This window comes from Micromonospora sp. NPDC050417, assembly GCF_044458865.1.
Taxonomy (GTDB): domain Bacteria; phylum Actinomycetota; class Actinomycetes; order Mycobacteriales; family Micromonosporaceae; genus Micromonospora_G.
The window spans coordinates 105,445-131,774 of sequence record NZ_JBITIH010000005.1 but is presented as its reverse complement, the minus strand read 5'-3'; the positions used below and the strand labels follow the sequence as shown (position 1 = coordinate 131,774).

Sequence of the window (26,330 nt, the reverse complement as noted above, 5' to 3'; positions counted from 1 at the left end):
CAGCGACATCGTCGGCCCGGTGGACGAGGTGCAGGACACCTCGTCCACCGAGCCCGACAACGACGACACGCTGGACTACCTCGCCGCCCGACTGGTCGACGGCAAGCTCACCGGCAGCCCGGTGGAGGACGCCGTCGACCTGCTGCGGATCGAGAAGGCGGTACGCGAGATCCTCATCGCGGTCGGCGAGGACCCCGATCGGGACGGGCTGGTGAAGACACCGGCCCGGGTCGCGCGGGCGTACGCGGAACTCTTCGCCGGCCTGCGGGTCGATCCCGCCCAGGTGCTCGGCACCACCTTCGAGGCCAACCACAGCGAGCTCGTGCTGGTTCGCGACATCGACGTGATGAGCCTCTGTGAGCATCACCTGCTCCCGTTCCGGGGAATGGCCCACATCGGGTACATCCCGGGTGCGAACGGGCGGATCACCGGCCTCTCCAAGCTGGCGCGCCTGGTTGAGGTCTACGCCCGGCGACCACAGGTCCAGGAGCGGTTGACCAGTCAGATCGCCGACCTGCTCACCGAGAAGCTACAACCACGCGGTGTGGTCGTCGTACTTGAGTGCGAACACATGTGCATGGCGATGCGGGGCATCCAGAAGTCCGGCGCCAAGACGATCACCTCAGCGGTACGCGGATCGCTCCAGGAGGACTCGAGATCCCGCGCCGAGGCGATGGCGCTGATCATGCACTCCTAGCTGCCGCCACAGTGGCACCTAGCCGAACAACGCGAACGCGCCGATGCCCAGACAGCTCAGCAGCACCAGCACCGCGAGGGCGAACGGGCCGTACACCACCAGTCCGTGCACCCAGGTCCGGTGCCGGCGGTCCGCCCCGCTCGCCACGGCCGGTAGCCGGGTCGCGGTCACCATGACGTCCGCAACGTCCGCCGTGCCCCGCGCCTGACGCAACCCGGCCAGGACCGCCGCTGGACCAGCCGCCATCGCCTGACCGGCGGCGGCCACCTCGGCCGGGGCCGGTACGAGTTCCGGTTCCGGTACGCCCAGCGCACGAAGACGCGCCTGCTGCGGCACCAACCGGGCTCGTACGGCGGTCAGTTCCTCCCGTGCGTCCTGCACCGCCTCAGCCTGCTCGCCGGCCGCGGTCGCCGCCCCCCGGCGAACCGCGTCGAGTCGCTGCGCGGCGGCGAGGTATTCCTCCCAGGCGCTCACCGGAGCACCTCCGGAAGAACGAACGGGACGATCGTGGTGAGCCGGTCGGACCACCGGTCATGCCAGAGTGCCCGACCACGGCGCGGCCGTACGACCGCTGGCCGGCCGAGCAGTCCGGCCAGTTCGGCTTCCGGAAGCCCCAGGACGACCAGGTCGCTGACCAGAGCACCGGTGGTCCCGTCGCCGTCCGGCCTGGTCGCACCCTCCCCGCTGGGGTCGATACCGTCCGCGGGAGCCGGTGCGGCGGCCGGTTCGACGCCGAGAACCTCAGCGAAGCGACCGGGCCGCTCCGCCCAGGCGAGCAGGTGCACGCCGCGGTTCGGCCCATCGCGCAGCAGCACGGCGAGGCGGTCGGTGGGCAGAGCCGCCGGTGCGAGCCCGTCCAGACCGAAGAGCACCAGGTAGCCCGGCTCTTCCTGGTCGAGGACCTGATTCAGCCCGGTGGCGTCGACCATCAGCACCTCGTGTCGCTCGGTGAGGTCGGCCGCGAGTCGGCTTGCCGGACCAACCGTCCCCGGCGCGAGCGACGCGACCACGAACCGGCCGGCACCGCTCGGAAGGTGCGCGGCCAGGCTGCGCGCCGCCACCTCAAGTACGTCGGCCCCCGTCGGCCCGAGGACCACCAGGTGCCGTGCGCTCGACTTGTCGAAGGAGATCGCGGCGGTGTCCAGCGCCGGTGCGAGCACTCGGCCGACCAGGGCGGCTGGTCCGGCGCTCAGACCCAGAGCCGCCGCCCGGTAACCGGGATCTTCGGTCAGCCGCTGCTCCGCGTACCCGGCGAAGATCGTCGGCGGTACGGCATCCGCCCCCCGTGCACGCCAGAGACGCTGTCGCAACGCGTCCAGCGCACCGGGGTCCGCCTGCGGGTCGGGGAACTGGACCAGGCGCTCGTGTCCCCGGGTGGCGCCGCGTGGGCCGCCCAGCCCGCCCGCCGTGTTGATCACCGCATTTCCCATCGGCAACCCGGCCGCCGCGTCGTTGGTCGGCTCCAGCACCTCACCGCCGCCGGGCAGCGCCACCCGCACCGGGAACTGGGCGTAGACCGAGTCCCGCTGGCCGTACCCCGGCGCCGGGTCGGAGACGGCCCGGTTCACCAGGACCAGGTGTACGCCGTACGGGCGGCTGCGTCGGGCCAGTGATTCGAGTCGGCGGCGGGCCCGTGGGTCAGCATCGTCCTCGGCGTCGAGCAGGAACCGGAAACTGTCCAGCACACAGAGGATCCGGGGCATCCGGTGCCGGGCGCGCAGGTCCGCGAACCGGGTCACGCCGGCGGACTCGGCCAGGGCCGCCCGCCGGGTCACCTCCGCGTCGAGTTCGTCGAGTACGGCCAGCCCGTACTCCGGGTCGCACTCCATCCCGACCACCCGTGCGTGCGGCAGCCACGACGGATCGTGACCCGCCGGTACGACCTCCTCGAACGACGACCCTTCGGCGAAGTCGAGCAGGTAGAGCATCAGATCGCCGGGAGAGTAGTGGGCGCACAGGCCGTAGATCACGTTCACCAGGAACGCGGACTTACCCGCGCCGTACCGCCCGCTGACCAGCCAGTGCGGGGTGAGTTCGTTGAACCGCAGCGTCACCGGGATCTCCCCGTCCCGGCCGACCGTGGTAACCAGCCCTTCGGCCGGATCCGCCGTCCAGAGGCCGTCCGCCTCCTCGGGCAGCAGGTCGGCCAGATGTGGGCGTGAGTTCGCGTTGACCCGCGCGGCCAGCTCCTGGCAGACGCGTTGGAAGAGCTGAGCCGGTGGGTCCTCGTCGAGGAAGACCGGGGAGTTGAGCCCGGTGGAGGGGAGATGTTCGCCCGGGCTGCCGAACGAGGCGCCGGGCGGGTCACCGACCAGCGCGTACGGATTGCGCAACGCGATCATCGTGCTGTCGGCCAGGGGTGGTTGGGTGGTCTCCGCGGTCAGTGGTGGCGGGGGCCAGCCCGCGACGACCAGGTGCAGCCCGGCTGCGGGTCCGTGCTGGGCCAGTGCGCCGATGCGGGCCAGGTCCGCCGCCTCGGTCAGCTCGGGCAGCGAGGCGATCACCAGGAGCAGGGTGCGCTCGTGGCGGCGGCCCCGGTCGGAGTGCGGGCGAGCGGGGCGTACCCACTGCTCGGCCTCGGTCAGGATGGCCCGGAGACCGGCCCGGTCGGTTGCCGGCGGTGGCATGAGGCCGGCGTCGGCCAGCGGCGCGAACGGCGCGAAGAGTCGGCCTGCGGTGGCCGCGTCCACCGCCCGTACCAGCAGCGAGCCGGCAGGCGCGGCGCCCAGCAGCCGGAGCAGGACCGCGCGGACCAGGCCGGACACGCGGGGGTCGCGGGTGTCCGCGTCGATGGTGAGGTGGCCGGTGCCAAGCAGCGGTACGACTGCCGGGAACCGGGCGTCGTCGAGCGGTTGCGCGGTGCCGACCCGGACGAAGCCGGGAAGCTCGGGGCCTCCCAGAGGAGCGTCCGCCGCCTGGGCGCCCAGCGGTGCGCCGAGCCAGCCGGGCACCAGTGCCGCCGCTGCGGCCCGCAGCCGTTCCGCGAGTTCGTGCTGCTCCCGCTGGTCGGCCGGGGCCGGTTGGGTCGCGTCCAAGGTGGTGGCGGCGGCCACAGCGGTGGCTGCTGCCTGGCGGTGCAGCGCCGCGGCTTGACTGGTCCGCGTCTTCACTTGGGTCACCCCCTCCACCTCTCACTCGTGGCGGGTCACCCGGGTCGGGCACCTCTTCTGCCCGAAACGTTATCCCAGCCGGATCCGATCATCGTGGACGCACAGCCGTACCCGGAGGGTGCTCATGTCGCATCAACTGCATATCGTCACACTTTGCTGCCATTGAGTTATCAAGCTGTGCTTCTCGCCCATTGGGTCGGGACCCGGCAACCGATAGCCTCGGGGGTGTGGAATCAGTGCAGCCCCCCGCGGGTTCCCAGGTGTCGTGGGTGCCGGCCCAGCGCACCAGGTCGGGACAGGAGAGCCCTGATCCGGTCGCGATTCCACCCGCCCCGAAGCGTCGCCGGTTGCGTACGGTCCTGGCGATGGTCGCCGGGCTGCTCGCCGTGCTGGGTGTCGCCGGTGCCGCCGTCGCGTACGTCGCGTACGACCGTTACACCAGCCCGGACCAGAGCGCGCCTGACATCACGGTGAACAACTACCTCCAGGCGTACATGGCCGACCGGAACGACGTCCGGGCCAAGCCGCTGGCGTGTGCGGACACCTCCAAGCTGGCCGAGTTGGCCACGTTGCGGGCCGACCTGGTGGAGCGCGAGAAGCGGTTCGACACCATCTTCCGTGTTAAGTGGGGCAAATTGGACGTACGCGAGGAGGGTGACAGGGCCGAGGTCCTGGTCGACCTCGTCATCTCCACTCGAATGAACGAGATCACGCAGAGTGGTCGGCAGTCCTGGCGGTTTGTCACCCAACGGGACGGAGCCTGGCGGGTCTGCGAAGCCTCCCAGGTCACGTAACGATCGCCGACCGGACGGTTACTCGATCCAGAGCAGATGGACCGGAATCTCCAGTGTGGCCGGCGGCTGCCCGCTCCACCCCCAGCGGTACCAGTCGAGTTCCGGGGTCACCCTCACGCAGATGTCACCGTCCGTGCTGGTGTAGACCTCGGTGACGGCCCGCAGGTCACGGCGTTCGACGCTGTCCACCACGTGCACCACCCGACGCCCGGAGACCGAGTCCGCATCGACAACGGGGAGCGGGGCCCGGTGCGCGGGCCGGTCGAGTGAGACGAGCCGGGAGAGCACGTCGCCGGAAGGGAGACGTAGGCTCAGATCCGGCCCGGCTGGCTCCCCGAGGGTCTCCACCCAGACCCGGTCCGCCGGTACCAGCGGCGCGAAGACCTCGACCTGCTCCGCTTCGGCCCGGTACCACTCCTGTTCGGGCATCACCGGCACGTAGGTGCGGCTGCCCTGGACCACCCGCTCATCCGAACGCAGGTCGGCCCGCCATCCCAGCCCGGGCAGACCGACCAGGACCCGGCGACCGCGCAGATCGAGTTGTTCCCCGCTGGTGGTGAGCACGACCGGCCGAGGGGGCCGGGGCGCCCAGTCCGGTTGCCCGGCGAACGGATCGGGGAGAGGGTCGCCGGTCACGGCCGAGGTTTCCCGTGCCGATCGGAGCGCGCTGGCCGGACCAGCCTCATCCGTTCCCCTGCAACGTCGCGCCGCGATCCCGCATGAACGGCACCGGGTTGATCGCCCCCCGGCTGCTCCGGTCGCCCTTCACGTGCACCTCGAAGTGCAGGTGCGGCCCGGAGGAGTTACCGCTCGACCCGACGTTGCCGATCACCTGTCCGGCCTCCACCATGTCGTTCACGTTCACCAGTGGCTTGCTGACCATGTGACAGTAACGCGTGATGATCTGATTGGCGTGCAGGATGTCGACGAACCAGCCGCAGCCGCCCTTGCCGGGGAACCCGTCGACATCGCAACTGCGTACGCCGTTCCGGTCCGGATCACAGCGGGCGACCAGCACGCGTCCACTCGCCGCGGCGCGGATCTCCGTCCCCTTCACCGCACCGATGTCGACCCCGTTGTGCGACGGTCGCGAGGCGGTGCGGAAGCCGGAGCCGACCGCGCCCGGAATGGGCAGGGTCCAGCCGGAGGCGGCGATGTCCGCACCGGCGGCGCATTGCAGATCGGCACCGCTCACCGGCACACCGGCGCCAGCCGCGCGGGCGGCACCCTTGGTGAGTGCGTTCACGATCTGGGTGGCGATGGTTTCGTGCTTGGCGTACGCGTCCGGGAAGGCGCTGCGCTGGACCCGCTGCGCGGCATCGGTCAGCCGTTTCTTCTGCCAGCCGGGTACCTCCAGCAGCTTCTCGTAGAACTTGCGTGAGGTGTACTCGGGGTCCAGCAGTTGCTGGGGCGTACCCCAGCCCTGCGAGGGCCGCTGCTGGAACAGGCCGATCGAGTCGTGGTCGTTACTGGCGCCGAGATGTGGCAGGTTGCTCAACCGGGACTCCTGCATGGCTGTCGCCACCGCGATCACCCAGCCTCGTGGGGGAACCTGCATCTGCGCACCCACGTTGATGATGACTGCCGCGTTGCGCATCTGGGCCGCGTCGTACGGCTCGACGATCGGCAGACCGTCCTTGATCTCGATTGGCTTGTCCTGGCCACAGCCGAAGGTGGTGAGCGCCGGGTCATCCGAACTGCCGAGGAATTCGGAGAAGAGCAGCGCCCCGGTCCCCCCGGTGCAACAGAGCAGCGCCAGCGCGGCGGTGAGCGCGATTGCCAGCGCCGGCAGCCGCCTGCGCCGGGCGCTCGCCGCGGAATCCTGGTCGTCGCTCATCGCCCACTCCGGACAGTGCTCATCCTCGCTCCCAATCCACCGCGTCGACCAACCACCGCCCCTGTGGGGCGACGAGTTCGAGACGTAGCGTGCCGGCGTCGACCGGCACGCTGACCTCGACGAACTCGTCGCTGCGGGTGACGACCTCCAGGTCGCCGGTGAGCCGCTCCGCCGGCACTCCCGTCGGGTCCACGCCGCTGAGCCGGTCGGCCAGTCCGCTCGTGGAGAGGGGACGGAGCTTGTCGTACCACTGCTGTGCCGACACCCCGTCGTGGGCGAGCCAGGCAGCGGCGAACCTGGCGGCGACCTCCTCCGGCGCCGCCGCGCCCGGACTGGTCCGTGGCGTGGGAGGCGGTTCGGTGGCGATGACGCCGTCGTCGCCGGTCGTCGGGTCGACCGTGGCGATCGGCTCGACCGGTGCCCCGGCGAGCCCGGAATCGGAACCGGAGACGCCGGAGACGAGTCGGGCCGCACCCACCACGCCCAGGATCAGCACGGCCAGCATCAGTGCGACCCCGAGTCGGGACCGCAGGATGCCGGTGACCAGGGTCTCGAGTGCGCGTCGCACGATCTACCTCGCCTCGGACCGGATCCGGGGTGCGGTCGGCGTCGGCGTCGTCTCCGGCCGCTTGGCCGAGTCGGGGCGGTAGAGCACGTACGTCGGCTTCTCCGCCGGCACGTCCGGATCGGTCCACTCCGCGCCCCGTCCGCTTCGGGGACGTGGTGCGGTCTGCTTCGCTGGGCTGTCCCGGCCCGGCTGGCCGTCCCCGCCGGACTCTTCCCGGCCGTCCGGGCGACCCTCCGGGCCATCCGGTCGCTCGCTGGCACGGGTGTCGGCCGAGTGCGACGGATCCTCCAACCGGGCCTCGGGCCGCAGGTTGGTCTGCTCGGCCATCACCTCGCGGCGCTTGCCGACCGCTCGGTCGCTGCGGGAGTCGGACTGGTCGGAGCGGGACGACTCCCGCAGGTCACGAAGGAAGCGGCGGTGCCAGGACTGCTCGGCATCGACCGTACGCGTGGTCGTCTTGCCGCCGAGTTGGGTGATCCGTCGGTACGGCCGCAGTAGCAGCCACCCGACCACGCCGGTCAGGAACACGAGCACGACCTGCAACCAGCCGGGCAGGGTCGGTGTGCTCATCACCAGGTCGACGGCGAACAGGTAGATGGCCGCGCCGGTCCCGAAGATGGCGATGTTGAACACCGCCGCGACGACCGCGTTCGCCAGCCGACGCAGCCCGGCGCTCGCGGGCCGCATCAGGCCCACGGTGCCGAGCACCGGCGCGGCGATGACAGCCCAACGGAAGATCAGGAAGCCGAGCAGGACCAACAGCGAGGCGGTCAGGTCGAAGAGGGCGAAGAGCAGGGCGGCAAGCGCGGCGATGAAGCCCGCGCCGATTCGCTCCATGTCCCGGCTGCCCTGTAGGTACTCGTACGCCTCCGGGTCCTCGATCTTGATCTGTTGGGCGACCTTGTTCCACTGGTTCTTCTTCGCCTCGAAGATGGTGTCCCGGGTGGTGGGGTTCGCCCGTAGCCGCTCGGTCTCCTCCCAGGTCAGCGACTTGGCGTCGTACAACGCCTCGCCGTATTTCTTCGCGGTCACGCTGTCGGCCGAGCCCAGCAGGCCACGCAGCCAGTTCCGGTAGAGCATGGTCTCGGTCGAGATGTCACTGGCTCGTACCGCTGGCGGCCGTTTGTCTACACACCAGTCCGGGTCAGGCGCCGCGCATTCCCCCGCAGGGACATCCTTGGTCGAGGGTCCGACGGCCTCGTGCACGACGCTGAGCGAGGAGATCAGGGCGTTGTCGGCGACATTCGCCGACTGCACCGGCCACGCGGCCAGTGCGGTCACCGCCACCATCACCAACAGCGCCCAGCCGGCGGTCGTCATCGCGTGGCTCATCTCGGACTGCCGCGACCGCCACAGCAGATAGAGCCCGACAACACAGAGAGTAATGATGCCGAAGACGCTGAAGACCTTCTCGTACACTGCCTTGGTTGCCTGTTCGACCAGGGGATTCGCCCAGTCCCACATGGTCCGGGGATCCCAGGCCCGTTCCCGGAGCGCGTTCGACGCGCCGATGACCGCCGTTGCCGCCATCAGCTCACCACTTGCCACCTTGGTGAGCGCGAGGCTCGCCGGGTTGACCACGCTCGACGCGCAGCCACCCTCCAGGTCGTAGGTCTCGTAGCTGTAGCCGGCATAGCCGTAGTCGCTGTAGAGCCCGCGCGGACCGGGTTCCTTGACCGAGTCGGGGCGGGCGGCGAACCAGCCGGCGAGACCGGAGTCGGGCGTACCCGGGGTGGGCGGATCCAGGCACTCGGCGGTTGACCCACCGACCTCCTGGAGCTTGTCGACGCAGGTCCGGAAGTCCGCCTGCCACTCCTCCGTCGTGCAGAGGTCGGCCGGGGCGTAGGTCGGCACCGTCGTCGCGGGGGCTGCGGTCGCCGTGCCGCCGAGCAGCGGCCAGGAGACGGTCGCCACCGCGATCACGGCGAGGGCGAGGAGGAACGCGATGCTGCGTACGCCGGCCCGCGCCATGTCAAGCCTCCAGGTCCGCGAGGGAAATGGGCAGGTTGGCCGGGGTCGAGGCCGCGCTCGCCGGGGTGGTGTCGAGATGGTCGAGCAGACCCTCGACGTACGACACGTCTACCCGGATCTTCTGCACCCGCCCGTCGACGTCGCGCATGACGAACTCCCGGAAGCCAAGTCGCGAGGCCGACGACGAATCCACATTCGACAACGAGGCGAGGGTTGCCTCGTAACCGTCGTTCACGGGTACTCGGAGCAGCCGTAGCGCCTCGGAGGCAATCTCCGTGTCCTCGGCGATCCGACCCACGAACACCGTCGAGACCAGGTTCTGTACGTCCAGACCGAGAATGTCCCGAGGGTTCTGAGATGCCACCAGTGCGGAGAGGTTCCACTTCCGGGAGTCCCGGGCAAGCCGGACCAGGAACGAGCGGCCAGATCGCCAGCCCTCCATGAAGTGCGCCTCGTCGAGCCCGACCATCTTCCGGGAGCCCATGGAGCCGCCGTAGCAGCGGCGTACGGCCAGTCGGTGCGCCGTGTGCAGCATCGGCAGCGCGAGAGCCTCCTCGGCTGACCAGTACTCCCGTTCGATCTTCAGGTCGGGCAGGCGCAGTCCGGCCATGGTGATCACGGTCAGCGCGGCGTCGGCGCCGAGCAACCCGGCCGGCGGCCGACCGAAGAAGAGCAGCGCGAGCGGCATCTCCGCGGTGTCCAGCAGGAGGTTCGCCAACTCCTTGCCCTCGTCGTTGTCGAGGGTCGCGAGGCAGGCGACCACATCGTCCAGGGTGGACGTCTCCTCGGCCGGCACCTGACGTACCGCGTGCCGCAGCAGGGTGGCGGTCGATGCCTCCCGGGCCACCTGCGGTGGGACCAGCATCATGCAGATGTCCTGCACCAGCATCCGTCGTTCGGCCCGGGAGTTGGAGATAGCGATCTCGAACTCCCGGTCGCCACCGGCACCGCTCGGAAACTCCGACCGCAGCGGGGTGGGGATAAGCGCGTACGGGGCGAGGGTGCCCTGTTCCGAACCGGTCAGGTTCAGCACCCGCGAGTACGGTCGCAGTTCCGGCATCGAGCAGAGCCGGGCCAGCGGACCGGACGGGTCCAGGAGCGTCACCTGTACCCCGCGCCGGGCGGCCAGGTAGCCCAGGGCACCGAGCAGCGTCGACTTGCCACCACCCGGTTCGGCGACGAAGACGGCGAGCCCGGAGCGTTCCCGTACCTCCATCGGGAAGTGCAGGTCGAGGAAGACCGGCCGGCGGCAGGTGCCGGCGGTACGCCCGATCAGGTCGCCGCGCCGGTCGCCGACCGTCGAGGCGGCCTGTGGCAACGCGGCGGCGAGCAGGTTGACCGGCATCCGCCGGATGTATCCGGTGTTGGCGATCGGCTCACCCGGGATGAACTCGCGGGCCAGCCAGTCCTGGTTTTTCGGGTGCTGCAGCGACACGCGCAGCTCCCGGGAGTAGAGCTGGATGAGCCGGCGGGCGCGCTCCAGGCACTCTTCCCGAGTGCGCCCACCGACCGCGATCCGGTGCCAGCCGTGTGCCCGGGCGGAGTCGACGGGCAGGCCGGTGGTCATCTCGTCGCCGATGACCAGTGCCCGTTTGGCGAGCCGTTCCAGCTCCGGTGGGGCGTCGATGCCGTGTTCGGCGTAGTCGAGCTGCTGCGACCGGATCATCCGCAGCCGGTGTTCGAGGTTACGGAACGAGTCGCCGGAGCCGAGGATGTCGACCCGGGTGGAGAGTTCCATGGGCCAGGGCAGCCGCTCGTGGAAGTGCAGCCAGGGCTCGTGCCGTTCGGGGATCTCCAGTGGCTCCATCCGGCCGACGGCGAGTACGGCGACGTGTCGCTCCTCGCCGGTCATCCGGTTGACCAGCTTGACGGTGGATCCGTACGGGCTGCGGTAGCGCTCGACCTGTTCGGTCAGGGCCAGCAGGTCGCCGCGTTCCCACTGCCCGTTGGTGACCGGGGAGAGTGTTCCGGGCGGCGCCATGCAGAGCGCCACCGAGCGGTAGAGCAGCCATTCGAGTTCACCGGCGGTGACTCGCCGCCCGCGCATGCCGAAGGCGCCGAGCACCTCGTCGAACTGCTCGACCGTGCGACCCAGCTTGCGTCGCTCCCCGTCGGCCACTCCGCGGCCGAAGGTGCGCAGGATCCGTTCGGTGAGCGAGTTGCCGAGGGAGCGGCGGGCGAAGGTGACCCCGAGGTAGGTCTGTCCCTCGGCGTGGTTCACCGAGAGAAGGTGCCGTTGGGCGGCGACCAGGTGGTCGGACCAGCTGGCGGCACCGGGTACTGATGCCAGGGGGTGGGGGGTGTGCGCGTCGACGGTCCGGGCCCACTCGTCGGCGGGGAAGGGGCGGGTGGTGCGGCGCAGGTGTAGTCGGAAGCCGGCGAGTCCGGCGTACTGCTCGGAGATGGCGGCGAGCAGTGCCTCCCGTTCGGCGTCCGGGCGGAAGGCCCAGCGCACTTCTGGTAGCCAGTACCAGGCGGTGACCGTGTTGGGGGTGAAGGTCAGGTGTCCGGCGATCTCGGTGATGGCGAGTTCGATGGCCGGGTCCCGGTCGGTGAACTTCACCTTCGGTGCGCGGACCTGGGTGGGTTTTGGTTCCGACTCGCGTCGCCGGGAGCGGCCGGACTTCTGTTTCGAGGAGCCGGCGCCCTCCCGGGGCTGTCCCGGCCCGGAGCCGTTCCGTTGCTGGTGCGGGCCGGGGTCCGCCGGGTCCGGGCCGTGTTGGCCGGGGCGGTCCTGGCGGGGGTCCGGTCCGGTGGGCTGATCGCCTCGGCCGGGTGCGAATCCGGTGGGCGGTTCACCGCGGTCACCGGCGAATCCGGCGGGTCGGGCCTCGGCCTGCCGTGGTCCCGGTCGGGCGGGCGATGGTGGGTCGATGGTGCGCCGTGCCTCCCGGCGATCCTCCGGGTACGGGTCGCTCGCGGGCGGCGACGGGTGCGGCTCGGACGTCACCGGCGGGTGGGTCGGTTGTTCCGGGATGCGCCTGCGCGCGGGGGCGCCGGTGGCGGGGGCGACGCGCTGGCTGGGCGGCGCGGTGGCGATCCGTCGTCGTGCCGGGTCCATCGCCGGTACGCCGATGCCGTTCTCCGGGGTTCGGGTCCGTACCGCCGGTTCGGGCAGTTCGTCGGGTTCCCAGGTGGGGAGTTCGGCCGGGTGGGCGGCCCATCCGGTGTCGGTACGGGGCGGTGACTCGGCTGACGTACGGGCGGGTTCGGTGTGGGGGGTGTCGGTCCCGCCGGCCGTCCGGTTGCCCGTCGGCCGGGGCGGGGGACCCGGGGGTGCGGAGAGGGCCGCTGGGATGCCAACCGGCTGTGGCTGGCTGGGTGCCCGGGGGGCGGGCGGCATCGCGCCACCGAACAGGTCGAGGAATGGCGAGTCGATGTCCGGACCGTCGACGGGTGGAGGGCTGGCGACGGTGGGTGTTGTGGCCGGCGCGGTGGACCTGTCGCGGGCGGGTTGCGGCGCCTGGAAGACCGCCACGCCACCGTTTCCGGGGGTGGCGGCGAGCGCGTCGTTGACGGTCTCGTCCTCGTCAAGATCGGGCTCGGCGTAGCTGATCGGTCGCGTACCGTTACCTCTGTGGGCGGCAGTACCTTCGGCCGGGTGTGGGGAACCCGGCGTGGCGGGGCGGGTCATGCCGCTGCCTCGCCCGACCGGGCCGCTCCCGTTGCCTGGGACCACATCTTCACGCGCCGCCTCGATTCGTTCCACGCGGCCGTACCGGCCGCCGCCCCGAGCCCTACGCTCGTCCGCTGCCTACTCATGCCAGGTCCTCCCGGATCCGGATGCGGGTGGCGATCAGTCGGGGATCGCGCTGCTCCGTGGCCGGCTCGCGGGTACGTCGCCAGTCGGTCAGCGCGGTGCGGATGACCATTCGCGCGGGCCGGTCAGGGTCGACGTGCCGGAAGATGAAGGACGTGGTGACGATCGCGAGTGCGATTTCCCAGGCCGGGAAGAGCTCGACCTTGAGGGTGAACAGCCAGTGGATGAAGATGTAGAGCGGCACCAGTAGCAGGAAGAGTCCGTACTGGGCGTAGGGCAGGTGCACCGGCAGGGTGTAGCCGGGTGGCCCGAGGTAGACCAGACGTGCCCGGTAGATGTCGTCGTCGGTGCGCAGCCGCATCTGGATGCTCCGCGGTCTACTCGAAGATCAGCTTGATCAGGTAGTCGCCGACGAAGAACAGCGTGGCGGCACCGGCGATGAAGGCCAGGCCGACGATGGCGATGGCCGAACTGGTCAGCACCTTCGAGATCTCACCCCGGCTGGCCCGCCCGATGAAGATCACTCCGAGTACGGCGAGCAGGATGGGCGCGACCTTGCTGGCGAAGAAGCTGACGACACCGTCGGTGTTGATGCCCGTGGGCGTCGGCTCGGCGGCGAGAACGGGAGCGATCGTGAGGAGCGCGTGCGTGGTGCTGGCCCACGCCGTCTCCACCAGCTCCATGGCGATCATCGGAATCCTCCCCGGTGCGGCGACGGGAGTCGCGGCACTGCAGTTGTCGAACCCGGCCGAACAAGGGGGTCGGCGATGCGGTGCCGGGTTGACCCTCTGTCTCGACCCTCACCGCGAGCGGTGACGGCTTCTGGGCGTTTTGGTCCGCTTCGGCCCATCTCCTCAAGCTTCGACGTCCGGCTGTTGCGCAATTCCAAAGGGTACGGCCCGTGCCTGCTTGGAACAAGCCAAGCGGAGTGTCACCGTTACGACCCGGTTGTCCGGTCTGTTTGGCCAGCTACCGCCCAGGTGGGACGCGGTGCGTCCGATGCCCATGGGTAACGTCTAGCCGTGACTGAGTTGGCCCACGGCCCCGCTGGCACCTCCGGTGCGCCCGCGCCGGCGCCCGACCTGACCCGACTGACCGGCACGGATCCGGACGAGTTGCTCCGACCGGCCCGCCCGGTGGTGATGGGTGTCCTCAACGTCACCCCCGACTCGTTCTCCGACGGTGGCCGGTACGCCGATCTTGAAGCGGCCGTACGCCATGGACTGCGGATGCGTGACGAGGGTGCTCGACTGATCGACGTCGGCGGCGAGTCCACCCGACCCGGTGCCGACCGGGTGGACGCCGAGACCGAGGCCGCCCGGGTGCTCCCCGTCATCCGCGAACTGGCCGCCCACGGCGTACCGATGAGCATCGACACGTACCGGGCGAGGGTGGCGGTGGCGGCGCTGGAGGCCGGAGCGACGGTGGTCAACGACGTCTCCGGCGGGCTCGCCGATCCCGACATGGCCCGGGTGGTCGCCGACGCGGGTTGCCCCTGGGTGCTGATGCACTGGCGCGGTCACGCCAAGCAGATGCGGGACCTGGCCAATTACACCGACGTGGTGACCGACGTGAAGGCCGAGCTGAGCCAGCGGATCGCGGACGCGCTGGCGGCCGGCGTCGCCGCCGACCGGATCGTGGTCGACCCCGGCCTCGGGTTCGCCAAGGGGGCGACCGACAACTGGCAGCTCACCGCCCGGCTCCCCGAACTGCTCGCACTCGGCTTCCCACTGCTCTTCGCGGCGAGCCGGAAGTCGTACCTGGGGGCGCTGCTGGCCGGCCCGGACGGCAGCCCCCGCCCGACCGACGAACGCGCGGCGGCGACTGTCGCCACCAGCGTGCTCGCGGTCGCAGCCGGCGCGTGGGGGGTACGCGTGCACGACGTACGCGGCACCGCGGACGCGCTCGCCGTCTGGGAGGCGAGCGGGCGACCGCGACTGGCCGTACCGGGGCCGACCCGATGACCGACCGGATCACCCTGACCGGCCTGCGCGCCCGCGGCCACCACGGTGTCTTCGACTTCGAACGGGTCCAGGGGCAGGACTTCCTGGTCGACGTGGTGCTGGAGCTGGACCTCGGCTCCGCGGCCCGCTCGGACGAGGTGACGGACACCGTGCACTACGGCGAGCTGGCGGACGTGCTGGTCGGCATCATCGGGGGCGAGCCGGTGAACCTGATCGAGACCCTCGCGGACCGGCTCGTCGCGGCCTGTCTCGCCGACCCCCGGGTGGAGGTCGCGACGGTGACCGTACACAAGCCGCAGGCGCCCATCCGGCACGAGTTCGCCGACGTCGCCGTCACGTTGACCCGGCGGAGTGCGCGGTGAGCCAGGTGGTGTTCTCGCTCGGCAGCAATCTCGGTGATCGGCTCGGGCACCTGCGTGCGGCCGTGACGGCGCTCCAGGACGTACTGCTGGTCGTCTCCGGTGTCTACGAGACGCCACCGTGGGGCGATCCGGACCAGCCGGCGTACCTCAACGCCGCGTTGCTGGCCGCGGACCCGGCGGCCACGCCCCGGGACTGGCTGGACCGGGCCCGCCGGATCGAGGAGGCCGCCGGCCGGGTCCGTGACCCGGCCCGCCAGTACGGCCCCCGCAGCTTGGACGTCGACGTGATCGGGGTCTGGACCGGCGCGGGTGAACCGGTGTTCAGCGACGACCCCGAGTTGACCCTTCCGCATCCTCGGGCCCACCTGCGGGCGTTCGTGCTGCGCCCGTGGATAGACATCCAGCCGTACGGCAAGCTCCCCGGCCACGGCTGGCTGACCGATCTGATGAGCACCGAGCCGGTCGCCACCGACGTCCTGGACGTGCGTGCCCGGCCCGATCTCCAGTTAGAGTCGATATGAGGAACGAGTCGGCCGGAGGGTCGCGGAGCGCGCCGACGGCGGGTGCGGCCCGGCGGAGCGAGTGGATCGTCGCGGCCGAACAGAGCGAGGAGACGTCCATGACCGAGCGGCAGTCCCCACCGCGCGGGCCGACGGAAGAACGCCCCCGGATGGGCCCGACCCGGCTGGCCACCCTGGTGGTCGCCGCGCTGGCCTCGGCCGCGCTCGCCTGGCTGCTGGTCAGCCTCTTCTACGCCGACATCCCACCGCTTCCGTGGCTTCCCCCGGCGACCATCGCCGCGCTGGCGATCCTGGAGGGGTACGCGGCGATCAACACCAGGGCGCGGATCGAGCAGCGGCCCGGTCGGGACCCGGTCGACCCGCTCGCGGTGGCGCGTTTTGTGGTGCTGGCCAAGGCATCCTCGCTCGCCGGGGCGATCTTCGCCGGCTTCTACGCCGGCCTGGACGCCTGGCTGCTGGTCGAACCGACCCGGGCGGCGGGCAACGACGTGCCGGCGGCGACCGCCGGATTGGTCGCCTCGTTGGGGTTGGTCGTGGCGGCGCTACTACTGGAACGGTCCGGTCGGGTGCCGAAGCGTCCCGGCGACGACCGGGAAAACGACGAGCGCCAGGGCTGACGCCCGAATCAGAAGTGGCCCCCGCAGGGGGTGACGGCGCTGCCGGATCCGAGTAGCGTGCCTGCGACCGGTGGAAACGTGAGTTCCGCCGGGTCGGGTCCGGCGCTGTGACCGGCCCGGGCCCCAGCGACAGCCGAGGGGCTGGGATGGTCGGCAAGACGACCGCGGGAGGCGCGCGAGATGGCGTACGACGAGTCGATCTACCGGCGGCACGAGTCAGCCGGCTCGGAGCCGGCCGGCGCGGGCGCGCGGGATGACTCCTGGTACGACGAGCGTGGTTACGCCGATGACCGGACCGCTCGCCCCGACCCCGGTTACGCCGCCGGTTATGCGGCTGACGACTACGCCGCCGGCTATCCCGCCGACGAGTACACCGGCAACTACCGCCGGGGCTCGACGACGGCGCAGTTCTCCGAAGCGCCCGAGCCGATGGCGCCGGCCCGGCCGAGCGTCTCGCCGGCCGTACTCGACGACGTCTTCGACGACCCGGCGCACGGCGAGCCCGGCCGGGACCGGCTCGGTGTGCACTTCGGCTGGGAGTTCGTGCTGCTGCTGGTGACCGGGCTGTTGGCGTACGCGCTCTACCAGACCGACCCCGATCTGCTCCGGGGAGCGTCGCTGAACCGGTTGCTGGTCGACGGGGCGGCGTTGGGGGCGCTGGCGCTGGGCGCGGGGCTGACACTCCGCGCCGGGGCGCCCAACCTCGCCCTCGGCCCGGTCGCCGTCGCGGCGGCCCTGCACTTCGCCGAGAACGGGGACCGGGGAGTGGTCGACGCCATGCTCCCCGCGGTGCTCTGGGCGATCGCCGCCGGTCTGGTGCTCGCGCTGCTGGTGGTCGGATTCCACGTACCGGGCTGGGGCGCCAGCCTCGCCGTCGCGCTCGGGGTGATCGTTTTCATTCAGCAGCGCTCCGGGCGGGTGGACGTGCAGGGTGACTACGACCCGACCGAGCACGCCCTCTACCTGTTCGGCGGCTTCGCCGCGCTGGCGCTGCTGGGCGGCCTGCTCGGCATGATCAAGGCTATCCGGCGCTCGGTGGGCCGGTTCCGGCCGATCGGTGATCCGGCCCGGCGTCGGGGCGGGGTGGCCGCGACGATCACCATGCTGTCGATCATCGTGTCGATGGTGGCGGCGACCCTGGCCGGTCTGCTGCTCGCCGCCGACGGGACCGGGTCAGTGGCGCCGACATCCGGGCTTGAGTGGACCGGGATGGCCATCGGGGTCGCGCTGGTGGGCGGCACGAGCGCGTACGGTCGCCGGGGCGGGGTCTTCGGCACGCTCTTCGCGGTCGCCGCGCTCACCCTCTTCCTCGCCTACGAGAACGCCCGGGACTGGGACATCGCGCTGGCCGCCACCGCCGCCGTGACCGTCGCCGCCGGGCTGGTGGTGACCCGGCTGGTCGAGTCGTTCGGGCGGCCCCGGTCCGCCGGCACCGTCGAGGAGGAGTGGCAGCCCGAACCGGCGCCCGCCACGACCGCGTCGGGCTGGGACGAGGAGCCACCGGAGCGGCCGGAGTGGTCTTCGGTGCTGCCGGACCAGGCGCCGGCGAGTCGAAGCGACCCATGGGGCAACGACCGCTGGGGTGACGAGCGCTGAGCGGCCTCCCGCGGGCAGTGGCAGGGCGACACGTGGCCACTCCGGGTGCCGGCGGGACCAGCCCCGGCTAGGCTCGGCAGCATGACCGAATCGTCAGCCGGCGACCGTAACGAGTCCGAGTTCGCGCAGCTCGACACGTTGTCCACAGAGGAGCTGCGGGAGCGTGCCTTCGCCCGGGCCCGGGAACACCTCGATGTCGGCTTCTTCTGGTCGGTGCTGCGCCACCTGCCGAACGCCGACGAGGCCACGATCCTCGACGGCTCGCCGAACTCGGTGGGGCCGACGGTGGACGAGGCAGTGGCGTTGTGGCGGCAGTTGACCGGTCACGGGTACGCCGAGCCGGACACCGAACCGCTGCTGCGTGCCGCCTTCATCGACTACCTCCAGCGACACTGACGCGTCGGAGCACGTGCCAGGACCGTTGCTAGTCCCAAATCCGCTCTTCCGGACATCCGTACGTAGCGCACAGTTCTTGAGCTACGTACCGTTGGTGCCTATTCATTAGTTGAGCGACAACGGGTGAGCGGTTTTCGGGTTTGCCCACTTGTGGGCGCCGGGAAATAAGCGCCGCATGGCTCTCACCAATCGCTACAAGACCGCAACCGGTGCGGGCACACTCGCCGCACTCATCCTGGTTCTGGTTTTCGGCAGCCCCTGGTACGCCGACTGGTCCCGGGACAACACCGACCCGAACACGGCCGGCGGCTGGTTCCTGCGGCTGCTCTCCTGGCCGTCCTGGCGGTTCGACTCCGACGACTCGGTGCAGAACGTCGTCGCCGCCGACCTCAGGGCGATCCTGGTCGTCGTGCTCACCGCGCTCTTTCTCTACCTGCTGCCCGGTTCGCAGTTGGCCCGAGCCCGGGGCACACTCAGCCAGTTCTTCGCCGGCTGGTCCTCGTACGTCTTCGCTGGCGCCTTCGCGGCCCTGGTCACGACGCTGATCCAGGCGGACCCGACGCTGCTCGGCGCGTTCCGGGCGGCCGGCGACGGGGCCGGGTACGGACTCTTCGTGGGCTGGGTCGTCGGCCTCGCCACCCTCGGTGGCTGGCGCGGCCGGCGTTGACCGACCGCAGCCGGAGCCGATCCGGGCGTTGACCGCTCGCCGGCTCCGGGCCGATCCACCGCTCCGGGCCGATCCACCGGCCCGGGGCGCGGCCCGCCGTTCGGGCGGCTCGCGCTGTGGCTCCGCGTCCACCGAACGGCCCGGGCGTGGTCCCGGGGTTCAGCCGACCGGGTCGGCGGGGTAGTCGATGCTCAGGATGCGGTGCCGACTGAGCAGGCCGACCGGCTCGCTGCCCTCGGTCACCCACGTCTCGTCCGCGTTTGTGGTCAGCAGAGTGGCGAGCGCGTCGTAGAGCGACGAGCCGAGTGCCACCCGGGGCAGCGAACCCGGCGACGCCGTGGTGGGGAGGGGTTCGAGCAGGTCCCGGGTGATCGGGGTGACGGCGAGTCGACGGATTCCCCGGTCCGCGCCGACGAACTCCCGGACGAAGGACGACGCCGGTTCGCCGAGCAGGGTGGCGGGACTGTCGTACTGCTCCAGCCGCCCGCGCTGGGACAGGATGGCGATCCGGTCGCCGAGCCGTACCGCCTCGTCCAGGTCGTGGGTGACCAACACGATCGTCTTGCGTACCTCGTCCTGCAAGCGGAGGAACTCCTCCTGGAGGCGGGCGCGGGCGATCGGGTCGACGGCGGAGAACGGTTCGTCCATCAGCAGCACCACCGGGTCGGCGGCGAGCGCACGGGCCACCCCCACCCGTTGCCGTTGTCCGCCGGAGAGTTCGTGTGGGTAACGCCGGCCGAACTTCGTCGGGTCGAGGCCGACCAGGTCCAGCAACTCGTCGGAGCGAGTCCGGATCCGTGACCGGGACCAGCCGAGCAGGCGGGGTACGGTGCCGACGTTGGCCTGCACCGTCTGGTGTGGAAAGAGTCCGACGTTCTGGATGACGTAACCGATCCGGCGCCGCAGTTGCACCGGATCGGTCTCGGTGACGTCCTCGTCGTCGAGCAGGATCCGTCCGGCCGACGGCTCGATCAGTCGGTTGATCATGCGCAGGACGGTCGACTTGCCGCAGCCGGAGGGGCCGATCAGCACCACCAGTTCGCCGGCCGGCACCGACAGGCTCAGTTTGTTGACCGCGACGGTCCCGTCCGGGTACTGCTTGCGGACGCCGTCCAGCCGGATCGACGCCGCACTCGGCGTACCGGCGGTGCGGGTGGCACCGTCGCCGGAGTCACCGTACGGCGCGCTTCGGTGCGATGCCGCGGAATCGTCCTCCGGGGTAGCGTTCACCTATGTCCTTCCACCTGCTCTACCGGGAAGCCCCGGGTAATCCGTGGTTCTCCTGGCAGTACGTGCGGGACAACTCTGACACCATTCTCGGCGCACTGCGAGAACACGCGATCCTGACCGCCCAGGCGGTGTTGCTCGCCGCGCTCATAGCGATACCCCTTGCGGTCGTGGCCTACTGGTTCCGTGCCCTCGCCGGCCCGATTCTTGCACTCTCCGGGGTGCTCTACACGGTTCCGTCACTGGCTCTCTTCGCGTTCCTGGCGCCATTGCTCGGCATCGGGACCACCACCGTACTGGTCGGTTTGGTGCTCTACGCCCTGCTTCTGATCATCAGGAATGCGCTCGCCGGGCTCAACCAGGTGCCGGCGGAGGTACGCGACGCCGCCGAGGGAATGGGGTACGGGCGCCTCAACCGCCTGATCCGGATCGACCTGCCGCTGGCCCTGCCCGGCATCCTCACCGGATTGCGCCTGGCGACGGTCTCCACCGTGGCGCTGGTCACGGTCGGGGTGCTGGTCGGCCATGGCGGGCTCGGACAACTGATCCTCGGCGGTTTCCGGAACAACTTCTTCAAAGCCGAGATCATGGTCGGCACTGTGCTCTGCGTCGTCCTGGCGCTGGTACTCGACCTCATCCTGGCCGGCATCGGCCGGCTGCTGACGCCGTGGACCGCCCGGGGGAGGACCCGATGAACGCGTTCGAACAGGCGGTGCGCTGGCTCAACGATCCGCTGAACTGGACCAATCCCGGTGGCATTCTGGATCGGCTGGGCGAGCATCTGACCATCTCGGCGGCGGCGGTGGCGCTCGGCTGCCTGGTCGCCTGGCCGATCGGGCTCTGGCTCGGGCACCGCGGTCGGGGCGGGGCCCTCGTCCTGCTGATCTCGAACGTGACGCTCGCCATCCCCACCCTCGCACTGCTGACCATCCTGCCGTTGACCGCGCTCGGTTTCGGCCAGCGCCCGGTGATCGTGGCGCTGGCCGTCTTCGCGGTGCCACCGCTGCTCGCGAACGCGTACACCGGCGTGCGGCAGGTCGACCCGGAGACGCGGGACGCCGCCCGGGGGATGGGGCTCTCGGGTGGGCAACTGCTGCGGCGGGTCGAACTGCCGCTGGCGGTGCCGTACCTCGCCGCCGGGTTCCGTACCGCAGCCGTCCAGGTGGTCGCCACCGCGGCGCTCGCGTCGTTTGTCAACGGCGGTGGTCTCGGACAGATCATCAGCGCCGGGTTCGGTCTCGGTATCGGGGTCGGCGGCGGGCAGATCCTCGCCGGTGGCCTGCTGGTGGCGTTGCTCGCCCTGCTGGTCGAGGTGATCCTGGCCACCGTCGAGCGGGCGGTCACCCCGCGCCCGCTGCGTCGTACCACCCGGCGCGCGAACCGGAGGGCCGCCGCGGCGATCAGCGGCTCCTGAGGCCGTACGACCGTGCCCCGGTGTTGCCCCGGTGCGGAACCCTCCGACTGACCGCCGGATCAGCCCGATTCCGGCGCGTGGCTTACCCGTTAATCCGTCCGGCTAACAGTGTGACGATCCGGTGACGACATCGCCCTCGAGTTGTCGCCGCGTGCGCGACGATGTTGGGTGGGAGGTCGCGGGCGATCGCCAGGTCTGATCGTCCGTCGGACACGCGGCCGGCCCCGTCGGGTCGCGCCGGGACACGGAAGGCGGGCGTCATGCGCGCACGTACACGTCTGGCGGCGGGAGCGGTAGGCGCGCTCGCCGTGGCCACATTCCTCGCCGGGTGCGGTGAATCCGGGTCGTCGGGCACCGAGGCTCCGCCGAGCGCGGCGGCCGGTGCCGGCTGCGCGCCGGTGGCCGGTAAGAAGCTGGTCGTCCTCGCGGACGACAAGAAGTTGCAGGACACGGACAACGTCATTCCGGCGATCAACGCGAAGGCCGCCACGCCGGAGCTGGTCGCCGCCCTGGACAAGGTATCCGCCGCAATCGACACGCCGAAGCTGATCCAGCTGAACAAGGCGGTCGACGTCGACCGGAAGTCGTCGAAGGTGGCGGCCCAGGAATTCGCCTCGGCGAACAACCTGACCAGTGGCATCAGCAAGGGCGCCGGTGGCCCGATCACCGTCGGCGCGGCCAACTTCAGCGAGAACCAGACGCTGGGTGAGCTCTACTCGATCGCGCTGACCGCCGCCGGGTTCACGGTGAAGGTCCAGACGGTCGGCAACCGTGAGCTCTACGAGCCGGCGCTGGAGAAGGGTGAACTCCAGGTGGTGCCGGAGTACGCGGCCACCCTGGCCACATTCCTCAACGGCAAGATCAACCAGGGTAGTACCGCCCAGGTCGCCTCCTCCGACCTGAACCAGACAGTGACCAACCTGAAGGGTCTCGGCGAGAAGGTCGGCCTCACCTTCGGCGCGGCGTCGACCGCACAGGACCAGAACGCGTTCGCGGTCACCCAGACCTTTGCCGACCAGCACGGTCTCAAGACCCTGTCCGACCTGGCCGCGAAGTGCTCCGGGTCTTCCACCATCCTCGGCGGCCCGCCGGAGTGCCCCCAGCGGCCGAAGTGCCAGGCCGGACTGGTCCAGGTCTACGACTTCAAGGCCGGTTCGTTCAGTTCCCTGGATGCCGGTGGACCACAGACGAAGACGGCGCTGACCACCGGTGCGATCAGTGTTGGCCTGGTGCTCTCCTCCGACGGTGAACTCGCCGCCGGCTGAGTCGACCTCCTCGCGTCTCCCGTGGGGCCGGCATCGCGAAGCGATGCCGGCCCCACGGCCGTGTACGGAGGGTGCGCGGGTGTGACCGACCTGACGGATGGGCGCCGTCTCCCCGGATTCAGCAACTGTGGGTAGGCTGCAGTGCCATGCCCGCCGGGGATGACACCGAGCCGCCGCGTCGTCGGCAACTCCTGACGACCCTCTCCTGGGTGGGCGTCGGGTTGGCATCGCTGGCTGCGCTCATGCTTCTGTTCGGGCAGAGCAACGGGCTGCTGCGGATCACCGCGTTGCTGGCCGTACTCGCTGTTGTCCTGATTGGACTGTCGGTCACGCTTGGTGGCGCCTCGCGGACCGAGGGTGCTGAACTGGAAGAGGCCCTCCTCGATCGGATCGAGGAGGTGCGCGGCACTCTCCGTAAGGACATCGCCACCGCATCCCGCTCCACCCACCAGACGCTCGGTGAGCAACTCCAGACGGTCCAGCACAACGTGGAGGCGTTGCGGCGACAGGTCGACGCCGCTGGCAGCGAATCCGTACCCGGTCGCGAGGACTCGGCCGCAGGTCGTGGTGCCGCTCGCGCCGAGCCCGCTCCGGGCTGGCCGGGCGTGCCGCCGGAGGCCGTCCGGAACGGCGCTCCGTCGGTGCCGCCCGCCGGCGGGCCGGCGGGCGTCCGCCCCGGAGCGGGCTACTCCGGCTCCGACCGAGGCGAGGCGGACCACCGTGAACCGGTCCGGCAGGAGGCGTACGACGGTCCCGCCCGGAACAACGAGCAGTACCCGGCCCAGTACGGCGGCGCTGGGCGCGGTGGCGCCCAGTACGGTGGCGCCCAGTACGGCGGCGCTCGGTACGGCGGCGCGGAGCAGTACGGCGCCGAACCGTACGGGGGTGGCGAGTACGGCGGGGCCCAACAGCAGGGCGGGCCCGAGCAGTACGACGGGGGCCAGTACGACGGCGGCGAGCCGTACGGCGGAGGTCGGTACGGCGGACCCCCGCCGGAGTCGGGTTACGGCAGCCGGGAGCGGGGCGGTCGCGCCCCGGCGCCGCCCGCCACTGGCGCCGCCCCGCCTCGTCCGCACCTCGGCGGTGGCGTGGTCCGGCACACCGAGACGGTGAAGGTCACCACCCGGCACACGATCGTCGGACCGCCGGGTGACGACGGCGGCGCCGGGCACGTCTACGGCAACGTCTACGGCAGTGGTGGCGGCTACGACCCGGAGGCCGACTACCCGTCGAGCGAGCGCTATCCGCCGGGCGAGGGCTATCGCGGTCGGGGTGGGGCGGACCGGGACGAGTGGTCCGACCGGCCCGCACGGGGCCGGCGGGCGGCCAGCCCGGACGACGAGCATCGGGGCGCGTGGTCGGGGGCACACTCGGGCGGCGGCGAGACGCCACGATCCGAGCGGTACGCCTCGGCGGAGCCGGACGAGGCTGGGTTCGAGGACGCGTCCCGCTGGTCCGGCCGGGCGGGAGACCGGTGGGCGTCGGTACGCAACGACGAGCGGGGCAGCGAGCTTCGGATGGGCGAGCGGCGGGCGGCCGTACGCGCGGACGAGTCCGGTACCGAGCTGCGGGTCGAGGACCGCTGGGCGAGTATGCGGCGGGAGGAGCCGAGGCGCGAGGAGTCCTGGCGGGCCGAGCCTCGGCGGGACGAGTCGGGCTGGGGTGGTGACCGCCCGGTTCCAGAGGGCGGGGGGCGTCGCCGGGCCGACCAGTGGGGTGACGCCGACCGAGGCGCCTCTGCCGATGATGACCGGAGGCACCGTGGTGCCTCCGCCGACGGGGACCGTCGGGGTGACTCGCGGTGGGCCGGTTCGGGGCATGGGCCGCGAGCCGGCGCAGGGGACGTGTACTGGGCCGAGCCCGGCAGGTCCGGTGCGGGTCGCAGGCCAGGCCGAGACGAGGAACTGGCCGGGGGCCGCAGGTCGGGCGGAGACGAGGAACTGGCCGGGGGCCGCAGGTCGGGCCGAGACGAGGACCGGGGCGAGGACCGGGTCGGGAGCCGCTGGGCGGGCCAGGGCGACAACCGCTGGCCGGACGCGGGCGCCGGGGCGTGGCCGGATCGTGGCCGGGACCGGTCGCCGGTCGTACCGGCCCTGCCGCCCGGGAGTGCGGGGTCGAGCGGGGACCGGCGGGCGACCCGAGGTGAGGCGCCGGGCTCGCCGCCGGCTCCGGGCGGGCGCCGCCGGGCCGAGGACCAGGCGTACGGCTATCCACCCGAGGACGACGCGCCGCGCGCCGGTGGTGCCCGCTGGCGCTGATCCGCCCCGCCGGTCCGGCAACTGCGCCGGCCTGCCAACCTTCGCGGACTACTTGTCGATGTCGCCGACGACGAAGAACATCGAGCCGAGTACGGCGATCAGGTCCGGTACCAGGCAGCCGGGGAGCAGGGTGGCGAGGGCCTGGACGTTCGCGTACGAAGCGGTGCGCAACTTCATCCGCCACGGGGTCTTCTCGCCCCGGGAGACGAGGTAGTAGCCGTTGATGCCGAGCGGGTTCTCGGTCCAGGCGTAGGTGTGCCCCTCCGGTGCCTTGACGACCTTCGGCAGTCGTACGTTGACCGGGCCGCTGATCCGGTCGACCTGGTCGAGGCACTGTTCGGCGAGATCGAGTGAGACGTACACCTGGTCGAGCAGGACCTCGAACCGGGAGTGGCAGTCCCCGGCGGTCCGGGTGACGACGGGTACGTCCAGTGATCCGTACGCCAGGTAGGGCTCGTCCCGGCGCAGGTCCAGGTCCAGGCCGGAGGCGCGGGCCACCGGACCGGAGGCACCGAAGGCGGCGGCGTCCTCGGCGGAGAGCACACCCACCCCGACGGTACGGGCGAGGAAGATCTCGTTGCGCCGGATCAGGTTGTCCAGGTCGGGCATCCGGCGGCGTACCTCGCCGATCGCGGCCCGGGCACGACCGGTCCAGCCGGCCGGCACCTCCTCCTTGATCCCGCCGACCCGGTTGAACATGTAGTGGATCCGGCCGCCGGAGGCTTCCTCCATCACCGCCTGGAGCGTCTCCCGTTCCCGGAAGGCGTAGAAGACCGGCGTGATCGCGCCGATCTCCAGCGGGTAGGAGCCGAGGAACATCAGGTGGTTGAGCACCCGGTTCATTTCGGCGAGGGCGGTACGCAGCCAGGTCGCCCGTTCGGGGACCTCGATGCCCATCAGCCGTTCCACTGCCAGCACCACGCCGAGTTCGTTGGAGAACGCGGAGAGCCAGTCGTGCCGGTTGGCCAGGACGATGATCTGCCGGTAGTCGCGGACCTCGAACAGCTTTTCCGCGCCCCGGTGCATGTAGCCGACGATCGGCTCGCAGGCCACCACCCGCTCGCCGTCGAGCAGCAGCTTGAGTCGGAGTACGCCGTGTGTGGAGGGGTGCTGGGGGCCGATGTTGAGCACCATGTCGGCGGTGTCGAGTCCCGCCCCGGTGCCGACGGTCAGCTCCCGCAAGGCGCCGGTATCGGTGGTCATACCCGTCATCGTGGCACGCCGCGCCGTCGCGACGGCAGAGCCCCGCCCGATCTGCCCGCCGGCCACCCGGTCCCGGCCACGAGGGCGTCGATCACCGCCTCGG

The 26,330-nt window shown here is 71.1% G+C and carries 24 protein-coding genes; 13 read left to right on the top strand and 11 right to left on the bottom strand.

Annotation, left to right across the window (positions count from 1 at the left end):
- The first annotated feature begins 28 nt into the window (after positions 1 to 28).
- Positions 29 to 697, top strand: a complete 669-nt coding sequence (gene folE, locus ACIBF5_RS08980; protein ID WP_396809949.1) for a GTP cyclohydrolase I FolE — start codon at positions 29 to 31, stop codon at positions 695 to 697.
- A gap of 18 nt (positions 698 to 715) precedes the next feature.
- Here the strand turns inward: folE and ACIBF5_RS08975 are convergent, their stop codons facing one another.
- Together ACIBF5_RS08975 and ACIBF5_RS08970 are read right to left on the bottom strand one after the other, a co-directional pair.
- Positions 716 to 1,171 (bottom strand): hypothetical protein, encoded by a 456-nt coding sequence (locus ACIBF5_RS08975; protein WP_396809635.1) that lies wholly within the window; start codon positions 1,169 to 1,171, stop codon positions 716 to 718.
- Positions 1,168 to 3,816 carry an FtsK/SpoIIIE domain-containing protein gene (locus tag ACIBF5_RS08970; protein WP_396809633.1) on the bottom strand — a complete coding sequence of 883 codons (2,649 nt, stop codon included), beginning with the start codon at positions 3,814 to 3,816 and terminating at the stop codon, positions 1,168 to 1,170. Before ACIBF5_RS08970 ends, ACIBF5_RS08975 begins: the two co-directional genes overlap by 4 nt.
- 260 nt (positions 3,817 to 4,076) lie before the next feature.
- Here ACIBF5_RS08970 and ACIBF5_RS08965 point away from each other — a divergent pair, with 260 nt between their 5' ends.
- The gene (locus tag ACIBF5_RS08965; protein WP_396809631.1) at positions 4,077 to 4,601 is read left to right on the top strand and encodes a hypothetical protein; all 525 of its coding nucleotides are present in this window, start codon (positions 4,077 to 4,079) and stop codon (positions 4,599 to 4,601) included.
- 18 nt (positions 4,602 to 4,619) lie between these two features.
- On the opposite strand, the gene ACIBF5_RS08960 is transcribed toward ACIBF5_RS08965, so the two are convergent.
- The 7 genes from ACIBF5_RS08960 to ACIBF5_RS08930 form a co-directional block, all read right to left on the bottom strand.
- Positions 4,620 to 5,237: a hypothetical protein gene (locus ACIBF5_RS08960; protein ID WP_396809629.1), complete on the bottom strand. Its 618-nt coding sequence runs from the start codon at positions 5,235 to 5,237 to the stop codon at positions 4,620 to 4,622.
- 46 nt (positions 5,238 to 5,283) lie between these two features.
- Positions 5,284 to 6,438 (bottom strand): peptidoglycan DD-metalloendopeptidase family protein, encoded by a 1,155-nt coding sequence (locus tag ACIBF5_RS08955; RefSeq protein ID WP_396809627.1) that lies wholly within the window; start codon positions 6,436 to 6,438, stop codon positions 5,284 to 5,286.
- 19 nt (positions 6,439 to 6,457) lie between these two features.
- Complete coding sequence (locus ACIBF5_RS08950; protein WP_396809947.1) at positions 6,458 to 7,009, bottom strand: hypothetical protein; 552 nt, start codon at positions 7,007 to 7,009, stop codon at positions 6,458 to 6,460.
- Positions 7,010 to 8,977: an MFS transporter gene (locus ACIBF5_RS08945; RefSeq protein ID WP_396809625.1), complete on the bottom strand. Its 1,968-nt coding sequence runs from the start codon at positions 8,975 to 8,977 to the stop codon at positions 7,010 to 7,012.
- Between the two features lies 1 nt (position 8,978).
- Positions 8,979 to 12,611: an ATP-binding protein gene (locus ACIBF5_RS08940; protein WP_396809623.1), complete on the bottom strand. Its 3,633-nt coding sequence runs from the start codon at positions 12,609 to 12,611 to the stop codon at positions 8,979 to 8,981.
- A gap of 124 nt (positions 12,612 to 12,735) precedes the next feature.
- A complete protein-coding gene (locus tag ACIBF5_RS08935) occupies positions 12,736 to 13,098 on the bottom strand; it encodes a hypothetical protein (protein ID WP_121158026.1) in 363 nt (120 codons plus the stop codon).
- Between the two features lie 16 nt (positions 13,099 to 13,114).
- On the bottom strand, positions 13,115 to 13,429 hold the full coding sequence (locus tag ACIBF5_RS08930; protein ID WP_396809621.1) for a hypothetical protein: 315 nt from the start codon (positions 13,427 to 13,429) through the stop codon (positions 13,115 to 13,117).
- 450 nt (positions 13,430 to 13,879) lie between these two features.
- On the opposite strand from ACIBF5_RS08930, the gene folP reads away from it, so the two are divergent.
- The 7 genes from folP (at position 13,880) to ACIBF5_RS08895 (ending at position 18,860) form a co-directional block, all read left to right on the top strand.
- The gene (gene folP / locus ACIBF5_RS08925; RefSeq protein ID WP_396809945.1) at positions 13,880 to 14,701 is read left to right on the top strand and encodes a dihydropteroate synthase; all 822 of its coding nucleotides are present in this window, start codon (positions 13,880 to 13,882) and stop codon (positions 14,699 to 14,701) included.
- Complete coding sequence (gene folB, locus ACIBF5_RS08920) at positions 14,698 to 15,063, top strand: dihydroneopterin aldolase (RefSeq protein ID WP_396809619.1); 366 nt, start codon at positions 14,698 to 14,700, stop codon at positions 15,061 to 15,063. The genes folP and folB overlap by 4 nt, the downstream gene beginning before the upstream one ends.
- On the top strand, positions 15,060 to 15,584 hold the full coding sequence (gene folK, locus ACIBF5_RS08915; protein WP_396809617.1) for a 2-amino-4-hydroxy-6-hydroxymethyldihydropteridine diphosphokinase: 525 nt from the start codon (positions 15,060 to 15,062) through the stop codon (positions 15,582 to 15,584). The genes folB and folK overlap by 4 nt, the downstream gene beginning before the upstream one ends.
- A gap of 98 nt (positions 15,585 to 15,682) precedes the next feature.
- A complete protein-coding gene (locus ACIBF5_RS08910; RefSeq protein ID WP_396809615.1) occupies positions 15,683 to 16,201 on the top strand; it encodes a DUF3180 domain-containing protein in 519 nt (172 codons plus the stop codon).
- A 180-nt stretch (positions 16,202 to 16,381) separates the two neighbouring features.
- On the top strand, positions 16,382 to 17,797 hold the full coding sequence (locus ACIBF5_RS08905; RefSeq protein ID WP_396809613.1) for an ABC transporter permease: 1,416 nt from the start codon (positions 16,382 to 16,384) through the stop codon (positions 17,795 to 17,797).
- Between the two features lie 81 nt (positions 17,798 to 17,878).
- Positions 17,879 to 18,193: a hypothetical protein gene (locus ACIBF5_RS08900; RefSeq protein ID WP_396809611.1), complete on the top strand. Its 315-nt coding sequence runs from the start codon at positions 17,879 to 17,881 to the stop codon at positions 18,191 to 18,193.
- A gap of 175 nt (positions 18,194 to 18,368) precedes the next feature.
- Entirely contained in the window at positions 18,369 to 18,860 is a 492-nt protein-coding gene (locus ACIBF5_RS08895) for a hypothetical protein (RefSeq protein ID WP_396809610.1), read from the top strand.
- A 159-nt stretch (positions 18,861 to 19,019) separates the two neighbouring features.
- On the opposite strand, the gene ACIBF5_RS08890 is transcribed toward ACIBF5_RS08895, so the two are convergent.
- On the bottom strand, positions 19,020 to 19,982 hold the full coding sequence (locus tag ACIBF5_RS08890; RefSeq protein ID WP_396809943.1) for an ABC transporter ATP-binding protein: 963 nt from the start codon (positions 19,980 to 19,982) through the stop codon (positions 19,020 to 19,022).
- Positions 19,983 to 20,092: 110 nt separating this feature from the next.
- Between ACIBF5_RS08890 and ACIBF5_RS08885 the strand changes: the two genes are divergently transcribed.
- From ACIBF5_RS08885 to ACIBF5_RS08870, 4 genes are all read left to right on the top strand, one after another.
- Complete coding sequence (locus ACIBF5_RS08885; protein ID WP_396809608.1) at positions 20,093 to 20,782, top strand: ABC transporter permease; 690 nt, start codon at positions 20,093 to 20,095, stop codon at positions 20,780 to 20,782.
- Positions 20,779 to 21,501, top strand: coding sequence for an ABC transporter permease (locus tag ACIBF5_RS08880; protein ID WP_396809606.1), 723 nt, complete (start codon positions 20,779 to 20,781; stop codon positions 21,499 to 21,501). Before ACIBF5_RS08885 ends, ACIBF5_RS08880 begins: the two co-directional genes overlap by 4 nt.
- Before the next feature lie 260 nt (positions 21,502 to 21,761).
- Positions 21,762 to 22,766, top strand: coding sequence for a glycine betaine ABC transporter substrate-binding protein (locus ACIBF5_RS08875; RefSeq protein ID WP_396809604.1), 1,005 nt, complete (start codon positions 21,762 to 21,764; stop codon positions 22,764 to 22,766).
- A gap of 146 nt (positions 22,767 to 22,912) precedes the next feature.
- The gene (locus ACIBF5_RS08870) at positions 22,913 to 25,024 is read left to right on the top strand and encodes a hypothetical protein (RefSeq protein ID WP_396809602.1); all 2,112 of its coding nucleotides are present in this window, start codon (positions 22,913 to 22,915) and stop codon (positions 25,022 to 25,024) included.
- 48 nt (positions 25,025 to 25,072) lie between these two features.
- Here the strand turns inward: ACIBF5_RS08870 and ACIBF5_RS08865 are convergent, their stop codons facing one another.
- Positions 25,073 to 26,236: an NADH-quinone oxidoreductase subunit D gene (locus ACIBF5_RS08865; RefSeq protein WP_396809600.1), complete on the bottom strand. Its 1,164-nt coding sequence runs from the start codon at positions 26,234 to 26,236 to the stop codon at positions 25,073 to 25,075.
- Positions 26,237 to 26,330 lie beyond the last annotated feature (94 nt).

Excerpts from the sequence above, each read along its gene's own strand:
- ACIBF5_RS08955 (WP_396809627.1), bottom strand. The coding sequence starts at position 6,438 with ATGAGCGACGACCAGGATTCCGCGGCGAGCGCCCGGCGCAGGCGGCTG.
- ACIBF5_RS08945 (WP_396809625.1), bottom strand. The coding sequence starts at position 8,977 with ATGGCGCGGGCCGGCGTACGCAGCATCGCGTTCCTCCTCGCCCTCGCC.
- ACIBF5_RS08940 (WP_396809623.1), bottom strand. The coding sequence starts at position 12,611 with ATGACCCGCCCCGCCACGCCGGGTTCCCCACACCCGGCCGAAGGTACT.
- ACIBF5_RS08935 (WP_121158026.1), bottom strand. The coding sequence starts at position 13,098 with ATGCGGCTGCGCACCGACGACGACATCTACCGGGCACGTCTGGTCTAC.
- ACIBF5_RS08930 (WP_396809621.1), bottom strand. The coding sequence starts at position 13,429 with ATGATCGCCATGGAGCTGGTGGAGACGGCGTGGGCCAGCACCACGCAC.
- folP (WP_396809945.1), top strand. The coding sequence starts at position 13,880 with ATGGGTGTCCTCAACGTCACCCCCGACTCGTTCTCCGACGGTGGCCGG.
- folB (WP_396809619.1), top strand. The coding sequence starts at position 14,698 with ATGACCGACCGGATCACCCTGACCGGCCTGCGCGCCCGCGGCCACCAC.
- ACIBF5_RS08910 (WP_396809615.1), top strand. The coding sequence starts at position 15,683 with ATGACCGAGCGGCAGTCCCCACCGCGCGGGCCGACGGAAGAACGCCCC.
- ACIBF5_RS08905 (WP_396809613.1), top strand. The coding sequence starts at position 16,382 with ATGGCGTACGACGAGTCGATCTACCGGCGGCACGAGTCAGCCGGCTCG.
- ACIBF5_RS08900 (WP_396809611.1), top strand. The coding sequence starts at position 17,879 with ATGACCGAATCGTCAGCCGGCGACCGTAACGAGTCCGAGTTCGCGCAG.
- ACIBF5_RS08895 (WP_396809610.1), top strand. The coding sequence starts at position 18,369 with ATGGCTCTCACCAATCGCTACAAGACCGCAACCGGTGCGGGCACACTC.
- ACIBF5_RS08885 (WP_396809608.1), top strand. The coding sequence starts at position 20,093 with ATGTCCTTCCACCTGCTCTACCGGGAAGCCCCGGGTAATCCGTGGTTC.
- ACIBF5_RS08880 (WP_396809606.1), top strand. The coding sequence starts at position 20,779 with ATGAACGCGTTCGAACAGGCGGTGCGCTGGCTCAACGATCCGCTGAAC.
- ACIBF5_RS08875 (WP_396809604.1), top strand. The coding sequence starts at position 21,762 with ATGCGCGCACGTACACGTCTGGCGGCGGGAGCGGTAGGCGCGCTCGCC.
- ACIBF5_RS08870 (WP_396809602.1), top strand. The coding sequence starts at position 22,913 with ATGCCCGCCGGGGATGACACCGAGCCGCCGCGTCGTCGGCAACTCCTG.
- ACIBF5_RS08865 (WP_396809600.1), bottom strand. The coding sequence starts at position 26,236 with ATGACGGGTATGACCACCGATACCGGCGCCTTGCGGGAGCTGACCGTC.